Genomic DNA, 14297 nt, shown 5'->3' on the forward strand with positions numbered 1-14297 from the left:
TCGCGCCGCAGTCGCACGGTAGCCCTGTCATTCATCCAGGCAGCCATCGGCGCCGGATTACCCATTTCCACTATCGAGCCTATTCCATGTCAACGCATCTGCTGCACCACCGCCTGCCCTGGGCCCTGTGCCTGGCCGGGCTGATCGCCCTGGGCGGTTGTAAATCGGACCCCGAAACTGCCAAAGCCGCGGCGGCACCCGCCGATGACGGCGGCAGCGCCAGCCTCAGCGTCGAGCTGGTCAAACCGCAGGCGCGCGCACTGCAGCGCCGCCTGGTCGCCTCCGGCGCCATTGCCGCGCAGGAAGAAATGCTGCTCGGCGTCGAACTGTCCGGCGTGCGCGTCGCCGAAGTGCTGGTGGACGTGGGCGAAAACGTGCGCAAAGGCCAGGTACTGCTGCGCCTTGACACGCGCACGCTCGCCTCCGACCAGCGCCAGGCCGATGCCGCCGTGGCCGAGGCCGAGGCTGCGCTGGCCGTGGCCCAGCGCAACAACCAGCGCATGGGCGCGCTGCGCGAAAAAGGCCTGATCAGCGCGCGCGACGCCGACGAAATGTGGGGCGCAGCCACCCAGGCAACAGCGCGCCTCGCTTCGGCCAAGGCGCAGCGCGAAGCCGTGGCGCTGCGCCTGAGCTTTGCCGAACTGCGTGCGCCCGACGACGGCGCCATCTCGCGCCGCGACGTGCAGCCCGGCCAGGTGGTCTCCTCCGGCGCGGAACTGCTGCGCCTGATCCGCCAGAGCCGGCTGGAATGGCGCGGCAACCTGCCCGAGGCCGAATTGATACGGGTAGAGGAAGGCACTTCTGTCATTGTGAACTCGCCCGACGGCAGCCAGGCGCAGGCGCGCGTGCGCCGTATCGCCACCGCCGTGGACAGCGCCAGCCGCACCGGCGTGGTCTACGCCAGCCTGGCCGATCCGGGCAAGCTGCGCGCCGGCATGTTTGCCCAGGGCGAACTGCTGCTGGGCGAAACGCCTGCACTGCTGTTGCCCCTGGCCGCCGTAGTGCAGCGCGACGGCCATTCCTATGTGTTCCGCGTCGGCGAACAGCAGCGCGTGACGCGCCAGCGCGTGGAAATCGGCCGCGTCGACGGCAGCCAGATCGAGATCGTCAGCGGCCTGGCCGCCGACCAGGCGGTAGTCGCCCGCGGTGCCGGTTTCCTCAGCGAAGGCGACCGCGTACGCATCGTCCCGGCCCAGAGCGGGACGGCCGCACCATGAGCATCAATATCTCCGCCTGGGCCATACGCCGACCATTGCCGTCGATCCTGCTGTTCATCCTGCTCTGCGCCGCCGGCGTGGCCGGTTTCCGCAGCCTGGCCATCTCGCGTTTCCCGGATATTTCCCTGCCAATGGTGATGGTCACCGTCACCCTGCCCGGCGCCGCGCCCAGCCAGATGGAAACCGAAGTCACGCGCAAGGTCGAAGACGCCGTCGCCAGCCTGGCCGATATCGACAAGCTGGTTTCCACGGTCAACGAAGGCGTGTCGAACACGCGCATCGAATTCGAACTCGGCCGCGATCTGAACGAAGCGTTGGACGAAGTGCGCGACGCCATCACGCGCATCCGCATCGACTTGCCGCAGGACATCGAAGAACCCGTCGTCGCCAAGGTCAACATGGTCGGCGGCGCCATGCTCAGCTTCACCGTGGCGTCGGATACGCTCAAGCCGGACGAGCTGAGCTGGTTCGTCGACGATGCGGTGACCAAGGCCTTATTCAGCGTGCCCGGCGTCGGCCAGGTCAAGCGCACTGGCGGCGTCGACCGCGAAGTGCGCATCGATCTGAAGCCCGGCGCACTGGAAGCGCACGGCATCACCGCTGGCGCCGTATCGCTGCAACTGGCGCGCATACAAGTGGAAATGCCCGGCGGCAAGGCCAGTTGGGGCGGCAACGAACAGGTGGTGCGCACGGTCGGCACGGTCGATGCGGTCAGCCAGCTGCGCGACATGCCCATCGCCCTGCCCGACGGACGCCAGGTCAGGCTGTCGGCCCTGGCCGAGATCCGCGACGGTGCCGCGGAGCAGCGCCAGCTGGCCTTGCTCGACGGCAAGCCCGCTGTCGGTTTTGCCATCACGCGTACGCGCGGCTCCAGCGAAGTCGGCGTCGGCCGCGCCGTGCGCGCCAAAGTCGACGAGCTGGGGAAGACCTATCCCAACCTGCGTTTCGCCGAAGTCAGCTCCACCGTCGAGGAAGCGGAAGCCTCGTATTCCTCGTCCATGACCATGCTGTGGGAAGGCTCCCTGCTCGCCGTGCTGGTGGTCTGGCTGTTCCTGCGCGACTGGCGGGCGACCTGGATTTCGGCGCTCGCCCTGCCTTTGTCCATTATTCCCACGTTTGCCGTAATGCACTGGTTCGGCTTCAGCCTGAACATGATCACCTTGCTGGCGCTGGCCGTGGTGGTCGGCATCCTGGTCGACGACGCCATCGTCGAAGTGGAAAACATCGTGCGCCACCTGGGCCTGGGCAAATCGCCGCAGGAAGCCGCGACCGATGCCGCCGATGAAATCGGCCTGGCGGTGATCGCCACCTCGCTGACCCTGGCCGCAGTATTCGTGCCGGTCGCGTTCATGCCAGGCATTCCGGGCAAGTTCTTCCGCGAATTCGGCTGGACTGCCGCCACGGCGGTGCTGTTCTCGCTGCTGGTGGCGCGCCTGCTCACGCCAATGATGGCGGCCTACCTGCTCAAGCCCGAAGTACACGAGGAAAAGGAAGGCCGCCTGATGCGCTGGTATCTGCGCCTGGTGGAAAGTGCACTCGCGCACCGTACACGCACCTTGTGGCTGGCCTTCGGCCTGTTCATCGCCTCGCTGGCGATCGTGCCTCTGATTCCCGCCACCTTCATCCCGCCGGCCGATCTGGGCCGCAGCAACCTGAGCCTGGAACTGCCGCCCGGTGCCAACCTGGAAGAAACGCGCGAAGTGGCCGAGCTGGCCCGCGCCAGGCTGGCCGATCTGCCCGAACTCAAGCGCGTGTATACCGCCATCGGCGGCGTGCTCGATATGGGCGATCCCAACCAGGCCCTGGTCGGCGACGTGCGCAAGGCCACGCTGACGCTGGACTGGGGCAAGCCGGCCGAGCGCGAACGCCACCAGAAAGTGCTGGAACGCGAAGTGCGTGCACGCCTGTCCGACCTGCCCGGCGTGCGCGTCAGCTATATCAGCAGCGAACCGGGCGAACTGCTGCAGCTGGTACTGGCCGGCGACAATCCGCGCCTGCTGGCCGAGGCCAGCCAGGCGCTGGAGCGCGACCTGCGCAACCTCAAAGGACTGGGCAGCGTCACTTCGACCGCATCACTGCTGCGGCCCGAAGTGGTGATCACGCCCGATCCCCTGCGCGCCGCCGACCTCGGCGTCGCCACCGCCGATATTGCCGAAGCGGCGCGTATCGCCACCGCCGGCGATTTCCGCCAGCGCCTGGCCAAGCTCAACCTGCCAGAGCGGCAGATTCCGATCCGCGTACGCATCGCCGAAGACAATCTGGACCAGCCCGCGCTGATTTCCCTGCTGCGCGTACCCGGCCGCGACGGGCCGGTCGCCCTGGCAGCGGTGGCAGATATCCGTCTCGACAGCGGTCCGGCACAGATCGACCGCTACGGCCGCCAGCGCAACGTCACCATGAACGTGGAGCTCAACGGCCGCCCGCTGGGCGAAGTCATGGCCGAGATCGAGCAATTGCCTTCGCTCAAGCAGCTGCCGCCCGGCGTGAAGATGGGCAATACCGGCGATGCGGAAATCTTCGTGGAATTGTTCCTGGGTTTTCTTGTTGCCATGGGCACCGGCATCTTTTGCGTCTACGCCGTATTGCTGCTGCTGTTCAACAACGCACTGCAGCCGCTGACCATCCTGGTCGCGGTACCGCTGTGCGCCGGCGGCGCGTTCGGCATGCTGCTGCTGACCAACAATTACCTGTCCCTGCCAGCCTTGATCGGCCTGCTGATGCTGATCGGCATCGCGACCAAGAATTCGATCCTGCTGGTCGACTACGCCGTGATCGCCGAACAGGACCACGGTCTCAGCCAGCACGACGCCCTGGTCGACGCCTGCCGCAAGCGTGCGCGCCCGGTCATCATGACCACGCTGGCAATGGGCGCCGGCATGCTGCCGATCGCGCTGGGCTTCGGCGCCGACGCGAGCTTCCGCGCGCCGATGGCGATTGCCGTGATCGGCGGCCTGATCACCTCGACCCTGCTCAGCCTGGTCGTGGTGCCGGCCGCGTATACGGTGCTGGACGATCTGCGCGAACGCATCAACCACCGCGCCAGGCGGGCGGTGGGGATGCGCTCGGCCTCGGCGAATACCTGATTCGGCCGGAAGACCAACGACGCAGCTGCAGGCAGCAACACCATCCTGGCCCTCCCCTTCAAGGGGAGGGTGTTTCTATCCGGCGGCCAGGCGATCAACGGCCGCTTGCCTGCGTAGGGTGCGATGAGCGGAAGCGAATTGCACCGGCACCATGGCCGCGCAGCCCACTGCGGGAATAGGCTTGGCGCGCTGCGGACCGGCAACGCACTCGCAGCGCTCCGATTCAGCATAGCCCTCCACGCAGGCCGGCCACCGATCCGCGCGCAAGCGCACTCGATCGGCCCAGATCCCGCCCCGGCGCCCATCCTCGATATTGCCGTGCAACAGAACCCGCGCCAGCCACCGGCACAGCGACGCTCTACGCCATACCCTGCCATCCCGCAGCCGCCAGCAGCGAATCCCCCGCAAACCTGCGCTTGTCCAAAAGCGTGCACCGTTCACAAAGCACAGAATTCGCCACCGCATGTCTGCTGCGACGCAACAGCTAATGCCCTTGCGTCGCTGTGCATTCTTCCCTTAACTCCTGCGCCGCGGTGCTTCGCATCGCCGCTGCCGGGGGGCAGCGATCCATTACGGGGAGAATGACTCATGCGCAATTCCATTGCGGGTGAAGGCGGCGCTGCGCGCGTCCGGCCGAACCCGAAGTCCGCCTACACCTTGCGTCCGCGTGCGCTGTCGCTCGCACTGGGCCTGCTCTGCACCGCCCTGCTGGCCACTACCGCACTCGCCCACGGCCTGGCCGATCACAGCCCAGGCAGCAGCGAAGCGATGCTGCAGCGGGGCGAAGATCCGTTCGCGCCGGTCTACGTGGTCACCTCGCGGGAAAGCTATCTGCGCAGCGTGGCCGACCTGGCACGCGCGCCGAAGCTGCTCAAGGACACGCTGGGCAAGGAACTCGTCCTGGCCGAAGTCGACACCTTCCGCCTGGCCGACATCAGCCAGCGCATCCACGAAGGCGAACGCCGCTGCGGCGGCTATTTCGCCTTTGCCACGCGGGCCGAAGCCGAAACCTTCATCCAGGACAACGCCGCACACAAGGCCGTCAACGAACAATTCCTTGCCGCCTACACCATCGACAACCAGGCCACGGTCAGCCCCTGGCTGGGCCAGGTCGCCGAAGCGAATATCCGCGCCAGCATCACCCATCTGTCCACGTCCTATCCGAACCGCTACTACGCCACCACGCACGGCAGGAATGCCGCGACCTGGATTCGCGACAAGTGGCTGGCCCTGGGCAACGGCCGCAGCGACGTGAGCGCCGAACTTTTTACCGGATGCAGCAATTGCAGCACCCAGCCGTCGGTGATCCTGACCGTACAGGGCAATGAACTGCCGAACGAAATCGTGGTGCTGGGCGGACACCTGGACTCGATCTCCAATTCCGGCAGCGGCGAAACCATGAACGCGCCCGGTGCCGACGACGACGCCTCGGGTATCGCCACCCTGACGGAAGTGATCCGCATCGCCATGGCCAGCGGCTGGAAGCCGCAGCGCACGGTGAAGTTCATGGGTTATGCCGCCGAGGAAGTCGGCCTGCGCGGCTCCAACGCCATTGCCCAGTCGTTCAAGACGCAAGGCAAGAACGTGGTCGGCGTGCTGCAGATGGACATGACCAACTACAAGGCGAGCAACTCCACCTCGACCCTGCGCGTGATGACTGACTATTCCAACGCCACGCTGGTGCAGTTCCTGCGCGACCTGTTCTCCGCCTACATGGCGCCATCGGGGCTGACCCTGATCAATACCAGCTGCGGCTATGGCTGCTCCGACCATGCCTCGTGGACCTCGGCCGGCTTTCCTGCCGCCATGTACGACGAAGGCCCGACCTTCCCCAACCTGCATACCGCCAACGATACCTTGGCCAAGATGGGCGGCACGGCCAGCCACAGCGTGCATTTCGCCAAGCTCGGCCTGGCCTTCCTCGGCGAAATGGCCAAGACCAACGGCGGCGGCCCACCGCCCGGCACGACGGTGCTGACCAAGGGCGTGGCAGCGACAGGCCTTGCCGCGGCCGCCGGCAGCGCACTGAATTTCACCCTGGCCGTACCGGCCGGCGCCAGCAATCTCGCGTTCACGCTTTCCGGCGGTAGCGGCAATGCCGACATGTACGTGAAATTCGGCAGCGCGCCGACCGACAGCAGCTACGACTGCCGCCCACTGCAATCGGGCAATATGGAAACCTGTACGTTTCCCACACCGGCGGCGGGCACGTATCACGTACGCCTGAAAGCCAGCGCGGCCTTCTCCGCTGCCAGCCTGCTCGGCGACTACAGCACCGGTGGCGGCGTCCAGACCTACAGCAATGGCACCGATTTCGCCATCACCGACAACACCACGGTGGAAAGCCCCATCGCCGTATCCGGCCGTAGCGGCAACGCGCCGAACAATGCCGTGGTCAACGTGAACATCGTGCACACCTACCGCGGCGATCTGAAAGTCGATCTGGTCGCTCCCGACGGCAGCCTCTACAACATCCACAACCGCACCGGCGCCGGCACCGACAACCTGGTCGGCAACTACACCTTGAACCTCGGCAGCGAAGCCTTGAACGGCACCTGGAAACTGCGCGTCAACGACAACGGCCCGGGCGACACGGGCAAGATCGACAGTTGGAGCATCACCTTCTGATCGCCAGGCAAGCCCATTCCGCGCCTGGCAGGAAACCGCCTGCCAGGCGCGTTGCGTCCAGGCAAGCAGACACGGTGGAGACCGCGGTTGGCGTAAGCCACCAGACGAACCCCAGCAGCGCCCGGCGGCTTCGCAACAAAAGCCCATGCCGAAGCATTGACTTCCCCGCCTCTGGAAAAAACTGAACCCCTCAGCCCATCTTGCTGATCCACTCTCGCAGCAGAACCTGCAACACCCCCCGCTGCGCCTCCCATTGCGGCAAATCGGCAAACACGATCATCGCCCTGTCCCTGGCCAGCCACTGCAGCAGCCCGGCCGGATCGGCAATCGTCACGCCATGCTCGGCAATCGCGTTCTTCTTCGCGCCGAAATGCAGGATCAGGCCTACGCCCTGCCTGGCGCGCAAATGCATCGTGGCGAAATAGTCGCTCGTGCGAAAACTGGGAACATTCCACTTGATGCCTTCGCGGATCTGCGCGTCGGCCGCCAGTACACCGCGACGCAGCTGCACGGCCAGATCCTTGGCCGGGTGCTGCAGCCGATCAAGAAATACATCGACCTCGGCGCTGCCGTCATCGCCCTGCTTGCCAGCCGTTGCCTTGGCCATCGCCGCTGCTCCCGCTTGTGAGGTCAGCTGCGATTGTGTTCCGTCGCGCGCAGCAACGCCATCAATCGCCGACGCGACCGGACAACGAATACAGCGGTTCCAGTACCCACTCATACAAGCGACGGCGCTCGCCCAATATATCCGCGTCCAGCATCATGCCGGGGCGCAGCGCTTCGGGCTTGCCGTAGGCGCTGACACTCTGCGCATCCAGGTCCACCAGCACGCGGTAGTAGCTGTCGGCCGGCGCGGCCTCCGCACTGCCCCGCGCTACTGGACTGCGCGACACCCGCACCACCGTGCCGGCGTGATGGCCAAACTTCTGGTACGGATACGCCTGATAGCGCAGGAGCACGCGATCACCGATCTCGACAAACCCGATCGCGCGGCTGGGAACCGACAATTGCGCCTGCAATCGCGAATGGTGCGGGAGCAAGGTCAACACGATCTGCCCACTCTTCACTGCCTGCCCGGGCTCGACCGCACGGCTGGCGATCAAGCCGCCCAGCGGTGCGCGCAACAGCAGTTCGCCGCCGGCCTCCTGCTGCACGCGCTCCTGCGCCAGCAAGGCCAGATCGCGCTGCGTCGCCGCCTGCAGCGCATCGCGCCGCGATGGCAATTCATGCAGGCTCTGTTCCAGCTGGGCAACCGTGCGTCGTATGGTTGTCGTCTGGCGCTGCAATGCCTGCTGTGCCTGTACCAGCTCCAGCACGGCCTGCTCTTGCTGATTGACTTGAATCTGGCTGACGTAGCGGTCATTGGCAATGCGGCGGTAGCGCTGCAAAGTTTCGCGCCCCAGATCGACCTGTGCCTTGCGCGTGCCGACTTCGGCTTCGATCTGCTCCAGCTCGCGCCGTGCCGCCGAAAGCTGTTGCCTCTGGCCAGCAGCCTGGGCATCGAGCTGCGCGAGCTGCGATCGTTGCAGCTCAAGCAGGCTCTCGCCCCGCTGGGCGATGCCGCTACGGATCACGCTGAGTGTGTCGCTACCCTCGCCCGTCACCCGCGGCACGGTGATCAGCGCAAGCTCGGCACCGACGCCAACCTCGTCGCCTTCCTGGGGAAAGATCCGTCCGACCACACCGTCGCCCGGCGCAAGCACGCTGGACAAGCCAAGATCGGGTACCAGCTCACCGCTGACACGAGAGCGCCGCGTATATTCTCCCAGCGCCAGCACCAGCAAAATCAATACAGCCGCCACCGCAACGGCCACGCCCAGCAGCCACAAACGCAGCGGTTGCACCAGGCTGATGCGACCGAGCCGTTCATCGCGCCGCGCCTGTACCGCTTGGGCACGAAACAGCGTTCTACTCATGCGCACACATCATGCAATCGCTGTGGCGACGCGAGCGGCACGATGCGCCCGTCGCGTAGCAGCAGTACCCGATCGGCACTGGCAATGGTTTCCGGCCGGTGCGCAATAATCACTTTGGTCAGGCGAAGATCGCGCACCGCGTCGTTCACCAGTCGCTCGCGTTCCACATCGAGGTGGCTGGTCGCTTCATCCAGAAACAGGATGCGGGGGTTTCGATAAAGCGCACGTGCAAGGATCACGCGCTGCTTTTGCCCACCCGACAAAACGGTCCCCATGTCGCCGACCAAGCTGTGGTAGCCCATGGGCATCGACTGAATTTCATCATGCACAGCAGCCAGTCGCGCGGCTTCTTCGACACGCTGCAGATCGCATTGCACATCGCCGAACGCAATGTTGTCGGCCAGACTGCCGGCGAACAGTTGATCGTCCTGCATGACCGCACCAACGATCTTGCGGTAGTTGCGCGCACCGATCTGGGCAAGATCGCGGCCCCCCAGGCAGATGCGTCCGCGTTCCGGCACCAGCAGGCCGAGCATGAGCTTGACCAGCGTCGTCTTGCCGCTGCCCGAGGCACCGACGATGGCGACGGATTCGCCTTCTTCCACCACGAAACTGCAGTCCTCGACAACCCAGGCTTCGCCAGCACCATAGCGAAAACCCAGCGCTTCGACTTCGATGCGGCAAACTGCCGGCAGCGCCGCGCAGACAACTTCCGCTTCGGCCTCGCTGAGCACGATATCGGCCAGGCGCTCGCCGTGCAGGCGCAGCATGCGCAGTTCCATGCACTTGTCGACGAGCCCCGCGACACGCAGGGCGAACTGGTCCTTATAGGCGAGATAGGCGATCAGCATGCCGACCGAGAACACGTTGCGCATGGCCAGATGAGCGGCAATCCAGATCACCGCGATGCGTTCGATGCCGAATATGATCTGATTCGCGGCGCCGAAGCCCAGACCGAGGCGCGCGACGCGGACGTCACTGCCGACGCTTTCATGCATGAGGTTGAAGTAGACCGAGCGCCGCTCCGCTTCAGCGCCCGCCAATTTGACCGACTGCGCTCCGCGTATCGATTCCAGCAAATGGCCTTGCTGTCGCGCCGCGGCCAGCAGTTGCTTCTCGGTACCGTCTCGCAAACCGCGGAACGCGGCCAGGCGCAGGATGAAATAGAGCGCGACCGCCGCCAACGTGACCAGCGCCAGCTTGGCGCTGTAGAGCAGCATCATCGCAAGCGTGACCGCCGCCATCAGGCCATCGACAATGCCTTCGACGAAACTGGTGGTCAGCGTGCGCTGGATCGACTGGATGCTGTTCATGCGCGACACGATGTCGGCAAGCTGTCGTTTGTGGAAAAAATCAAGACCAAGTTTCTGCAGATGGATGAACACGTTGCCGGCCCAAGCCAAGCCCAGACGCGCCGACAGATAGACCACCGTCCACCCGCGCAATACTCCAGTACCCACCTGCAACAGCAGCACGCAGCCGAAGCCGAGCCCCAACACGACAAGCAAGCCGCGATCTGCCGACACCAATACCTGATCGACCACCCATTGCAGGTAGAACGGTGCCAGCACGACGAACACCTGCAAACTCAGCGACAGCACCAGTACCAGGCCCAGCGCCTTGGCCAGTCCGTCGACCGGTCCGGTCAGCTCGCGCACGCCGATCGCTGGCGATGCAGGCCGCGGGCGAAAGTCCGCCGTCGGCGACAGCTCCAGTGCAACCCCGGTGAAATGCGCAGACGCCTGCGCATAACTGAGTTCACGCAGACCCGAGGCCGGGTCCAGGACGGTGATGCCACGTCTACCGCTGCGCAGCAACACGACGAAATGGCTCAGATCCCAATGCAGCACGCAGGGCATGGCCAGCTGCTCCAGCTGATCGAGTTCGATGCGCAGCGCACGGCCCTGCAGGCCCAGCTCCGATGCAATCGCGATCAGGCGTGCCAACGTCACGCCTTTCATCGAGGTGGGAAAACGCTGGCGCAATTCGCGCAGCGTGTAGTGCTGGCCGTGATGTGCCGCAATCATGGCCAGGCAGGCAAGCCCGCACTCGGCCGCCTCGGCCGCGACAATCGCTTCACGCATATCCGCTGCAATCCTTGATGCCGCCCTGGATGCGCTTCATTCGGCGCTCACATGCCAGACCGTGGCCGGCACATGGGCCGCGACATTGTCGTCCAGCCAGGTTTTCAAGCGCGGATCACGATAGGCCTCGGCAAAGCTCAGGCGCGGCGAATCGTGCTTGCGCCGATAGGCCGGATCGCGGCAAACGAGAAAATCGCAAAAAGTGTCCAACATGGGAATTTCCGCGCAGCGCTGCTCCACCCAGAGGAACTGGCCGCCTTCATTGACTTCGAGAAAGACATATTCACCGTCGCTGTCGACGATGAAGTCAAAGCAGCCGCTGACAATGCCGAAGCGGCGCATAAGCTGCAGGCAAGCCTGGTAGATAGCGTCGGGCAAGCGATGCGGCTGGTACTGCATGTCGCCGCGTTGTCCGCGGCGCCAATCGATACGGCTGATTTCCTGTTGCTGCGATTCCAGGCGCAGCGACAACTCCTCTTCGCCGAAGAACGTGGCGCGGACTTCGTAGTGTTTTTCCACATAGCCCTGGTAGATGCCGGGAGAAAGCTGGAATGCCGATTCCGGCAGTTCGTTCAGATCGGCCTCGTTGCAAACGGCGGTGTACAGGCAAGCCATGTTGCCGCTGTTGTCCGACGCGAGCCAGGTGGCTGGCATATGCGGCTTGTAGATCGTGCGGCCGCCCTGTCGACGGCAGAACGCCAATACATCCGACTTGTTGTTGCTGATCAGCGTGGCTGGAATGCGCAGCCCGCATTCGCGCGCCACGCGCAGCTGCGCCAGCTTGTGTCTCGCGCACGCCTGCGCCGCGGGTGAATTCACCCAGAAGCCGCGCTGTGCCAGCGCAACGCGCGCGCCATCGGCAAAGCTGCGGGCCTCGCGGCTGGCGAACGCATGATCGGCTGCATGCACGGCATCGTCGGGCAATTCGTGAGTGACATAGCGCCGATTCCACACGGTGTCCGCATCGCTGAGCACACTCCGCGCCTGTCCGAGTTCATGCAACAGCCGCAGATCGTGCCCGGTGTCGATGCAGGCACTCATGCAGGAACGTGTCGGATAGTCGCTGCCGTGGATTATCTGAACCGCGTGGCCCTGGTCTGCCAGGGCAAGTGTGACCGCCGCGACATGTACGTCGTAGGTAATGGAATAAATGAGAATGTTCACGTCAGTACCTGTTTGTCCGCGTCGTACGCGTGGAGCCGGGTGCGCGCTTGCAGACGCGTCACAGGCGCAAACCTGGTGCACGAACGTGCACCAGGCACCGCTACTACCTATCAGCCGACCTCACAATCGTCGGGCCTGCAGTCGGGTCCGCTCGCCGTGTCCGCCGAGATGGTCGGATTCGGGTCGCCGCCGCTCACCTGACGCACTTCTTCTTCGCTCAGCTCATGCGCCATCAGGCGGCCTATGACTCGATTCACCATGGTATTGCTCCTTGTCAGATTTCAACGCGAATGTAAGCGCAGCCGATTCTCCTCGGCCATGCGCGCAATGCCGGTCCAGCGGCAACGAAATTTGCCGGATCAGCGCTGATGGGACGTGTCCCAGCGCAGCATCCCCCCAAAGGTAAATTAGTATTGTTAGCTACTCTTTCCATACTTTTCCGGATGCCGGAACCCGTTGCGCAAGGCATGGGCGGCGGCGACGACGCAAGGTGCGTCGAACGCAGCCCGGACCGGCAACCCCGCATCGCCAGTTCTCAGGCGAAGGCCGGTAGCGGACGGCAGCAACCGGCGAGCGCTAGTGGCAGATCCGCCACACTGACGAATACGCCTCTGCCGGACGGGGCTGTCCGTGGCACCATACGGACGAATGAAAGTAGGCCTGCCGCGTGCCGTTGCGCAAAATCTGCCAAGGAACTCCCATGAGTCGCGAAACCGATCTGATCGACACGTTCTATCGCGCCTTCCAGCGCCGCGATGCCGCGGCCATGGCAGCCTGCTATGCGGGCGATGCCCATTTCCACGATCCGGCCTTCGACCTGTACGGCGCCGACATCGGCGCGATGTGGCGCATGCTGTGCGAGCGCGGCAAGGACCTGCGCGTGGAATTCGCCAATGTGCGCGCCGACGGCGACAAGGGCAGCGCCGACTGGCAGGCCTGGTACAGCTTCAGCGCCAGCGGCCGGCCGGTACACAACATCATCCACGCGGAATTCCGTTTCCGCGACGGCCTGATTAGTGAACATCTGGATAATTTCGATTTCTGGCGGTGGTCGCGCCAGGCGCTGGGCGCACCCGGCATGTTGCTGGGCTGGTCGCCGTTCCTGCAGAAGAAAGTGCGCGCACAGGCCGCCGCCGGGCTGGCTGCGTTCAAGCAGCGCGGCTGAGATACCGTCGATTCCCCGCCGCGGCGCTCAAGGCTGGCAGGCCGCCAGTTCCTCGCGCCGCGCCAGCAGGAAGTCGATCAGCGCCCGCAGGGCCGGCGACAGGCGCCGTTCCGCATACATCAGGTTGAGCGGTTCGGTCTCGCCCAGCCATTGCGGCAGCACGCGCTGCAGCCGGCCTGCAGCCACGTCTTCGGCCACGTCGGCCCAGACGCGATTGGCGATGCCGCGACCACGCAGCGCCCAGCGCCGCACCATTTCCGCATCGTTGAAGATCCAGCGCGGCAACACGCTGACTTCGTACTCCTCCTCGCCGCGCACGAAGCGCCAGCGGTCGGCCGGACGCTGCTGGCGCATGAAGCAGACGGTCGCATGGGCGGCGAGTTCGCGCGGATGTTCCGGCGCGCCATGCCGCGCCAGGTAGTCGGGCGCGGCGCAGGCGACGCGCTGCAGCTGCGCCAGCGGCAACGCGATCAGGTTGGAATCGCCCGGATTGCCATAGCGCAGGGCAATGTCCACCGGCGCGGCGAAGAAATCGGTGATGGCATCGTCCAGGCTGATCTGGAATTGCACCTGCGGATGACCGGCGGCGAATTCGTCCAGCCAGCCAGCCAGGCGATTGCGGCCGAAATCCGCCGGCGCGGTGATGCGCACCAGGCCGCGCAGTCCTTCGCGGTCGCGGCTCAGCGCCAGGCGGCCGGCGCTCAGCGCAGCCAGCGCTTCGCGCGCATGCGGCAGATAGCGTTCGCCTTCGACACTCAGGCGCAGGCTGCGCGTGGTACGCAGGATCAGGCGTACGCCAAGCTGCACCTCCAGCCGTTTCAGCGCGGCGCTGGCCACCGCCAGGGTGATGCCCAGCGAACGCGCCGCCAGGCTGAGCCGGCCGCTGTCGGCGCAGGCCACGAACACGGCAATGTCGGACAGCGATTCGCTCATTCTCAATCGTCCATTGATACTGAATCCCGCGCCGCAGCGCTGTTGCGACAATACGCGCATCGCTACCCTGCGCTACAGCTTCGCTTGGGCCTTTGCCGATGAAACCT

General features: G+C 65.1%; 10 protein-coding genes. 4 read left to right on the forward strand and 6 right to left on the reverse strand.

The window, feature by feature from the left end:
* Positions 1–86 precede the first annotated feature (86 nt).
* The 3 genes from DFR29_RS18530 to DFR29_RS29715 all read left to right on the forward strand — a co-directional run bounded on the left by DFR29_RS18530 (position 87) and on the right by DFR29_RS29715 (position 6928).
* Positions 87–1217 carry an efflux RND transporter periplasmic adaptor subunit gene (locus tag DFR29_RS18530; protein WP_133820122.1) on the forward strand — a complete coding sequence of 377 codons (1131 nt, stop codon included), beginning with the start codon at positions 87–89 and terminating at the stop codon, positions 1215–1217.
* Positions 1214–4300, forward strand: a complete 3087-nt coding sequence (locus DFR29_RS18535) for an efflux RND transporter permease subunit (RefSeq protein WP_243746104.1) — start codon at positions 1214–1216, stop codon at positions 4298–4300. Before DFR29_RS18530 ends, DFR29_RS18535 begins: the two co-directional genes overlap by 4 nt.
* A 588-nt stretch (positions 4301–4888) precedes the next feature.
* Positions 4889–6928 carry a M20/M25/M40 family metallo-hydrolase gene (locus DFR29_RS29715; protein ID WP_133820123.1) on the forward strand — a complete coding sequence of 680 codons (2040 nt, stop codon included), beginning with the start codon at positions 4889–4891 and terminating at the stop codon, positions 6926–6928.
* A 190-nt stretch (positions 6929–7118) separates the two neighbouring features.
* On the opposite strand, the gene DFR29_RS18545 is transcribed toward DFR29_RS29715, so the two are convergent.
* From DFR29_RS18545 to DFR29_RS29285, 5 genes are all read right to left on the reverse strand, one after another.
* A complete protein-coding gene (locus DFR29_RS18545) occupies positions 7119–7535 on the reverse strand; it encodes a DUF1801 domain-containing protein (RefSeq protein ID WP_166654193.1) in 417 nt (138 codons plus the stop codon).
* A 61-nt stretch (positions 7536–7596) separates the two neighbouring features.
* On the reverse strand, positions 7597–8844 hold the full coding sequence (locus DFR29_RS18550; protein WP_133820125.1) for an HlyD family secretion protein: 1248 nt from the start codon (positions 8842–8844) through the stop codon (positions 7597–7599).
* The gene (locus DFR29_RS18555; RefSeq protein ID WP_133820126.1) at positions 8841–10928 is read right to left on the reverse strand and encodes a peptidase domain-containing ABC transporter; all 2088 of its coding nucleotides are present in this window, start codon (positions 10926–10928) and stop codon (positions 8841–8843) included. Before DFR29_RS18555 ends, DFR29_RS18550 begins: the two co-directional genes overlap by 4 nt.
* A gap of 36 nt (positions 10929–10964) precedes the next feature.
* Entirely contained in the window at positions 10965–12092 is a 1128-nt protein-coding gene (locus DFR29_RS18560) for an MvdC/MvdD family ATP grasp protein (RefSeq protein WP_133820127.1), read from the reverse strand.
* Positions 12093–12202: 110 nt separating this feature from the next.
* Positions 12203–12352 (reverse strand): hypothetical protein, encoded by a 150-nt coding sequence (locus DFR29_RS29285; RefSeq protein ID WP_166654194.1) that lies wholly within the window; start codon positions 12350–12352, stop codon positions 12203–12205.
* A 440-nt stretch (positions 12353–12792) separates the two neighbouring features.
* Here DFR29_RS29285 and DFR29_RS18565 point away from each other — a divergent pair, with 440 nt between their 5' ends.
* A complete protein-coding gene (locus tag DFR29_RS18565; RefSeq protein ID WP_133820128.1) occupies positions 12793–13257 on the forward strand; it encodes a nuclear transport factor 2 family protein in 465 nt (154 codons plus the stop codon).
* A gap of 27 nt (positions 13258–13284) precedes the next feature.
* Here the strand turns inward: DFR29_RS18565 and DFR29_RS18570 are convergent, their stop codons facing one another.
* Positions 13285–14190 carry a LysR family transcriptional regulator gene (locus tag DFR29_RS18570; protein ID WP_133820129.1) on the reverse strand — a complete coding sequence of 302 codons (906 nt, stop codon included), beginning with the start codon at positions 14188–14190 and terminating at the stop codon, positions 13285–13287.
* Positions 14191–14297: the final 107 nt, after the last annotated feature.

The sequence above is a fragment of the Tahibacter aquaticus genome (assembly GCF_004363655.1).
Taxonomy (GTDB): Bacteria; Pseudomonadota; Gammaproteobacteria; order Xanthomonadales; family Rhodanobacteraceae; genus Tahibacter; species Tahibacter aquaticus.

Coding starts and splice junctions, on each gene's coding strand:
- DFR29_RS18530 (WP_133820122.1), top strand. CDS start 87: ATGTCAACGCATCTGCTGCACCACCGCCTGCCCTGGGCCCTGTGCCTG.
- DFR29_RS18535 (WP_243746104.1), top strand. CDS start 1,214: ATGAGCATCAATATCTCCGCCTGGGCCATACGCCGACCATTGCCGTCG.
- DFR29_RS29715 (WP_133820123.1), top strand. CDS start 4,889: ATGCGCAATTCCATTGCGGGTGAAGGCGGCGCTGCGCGCGTCCGGCCG.
- DFR29_RS18545 (WP_166654193.1), bottom strand. CDS start 7,535: ATGGCCAAGGCAACGGCTGGCAAGCAGGGCGATGACGGCAGCGCCGAG.
- DFR29_RS18550 (WP_133820125.1), bottom strand. CDS start 8,844: ATGAGTAGAACGCTGTTTCGTGCCCAAGCGGTACAGGCGCGGCGCGAT.
- DFR29_RS18555 (WP_133820126.1), bottom strand. CDS start 10,928: ATGCGTGAAGCGATTGTCGCGGCCGAGGCGGCCGAGTGCGGGCTTGCC.
- DFR29_RS29285 (WP_166654194.1), bottom strand. CDS start 12,352: ATGGTGAATCGAGTCATAGGCCGCCTGATGGCGCATGAGCTGAGCGAA.
- DFR29_RS18565 (WP_133820128.1), top strand. CDS start 12,793: ATGAGTCGCGAAACCGATCTGATCGACACGTTCTATCGCGCCTTCCAG.
- DFR29_RS18570 (WP_133820129.1), bottom strand. CDS start 14,190: ATGAGCGAATCGCTGTCCGACATTGCCGTGTTCGTGGCCTGCGCCGAC.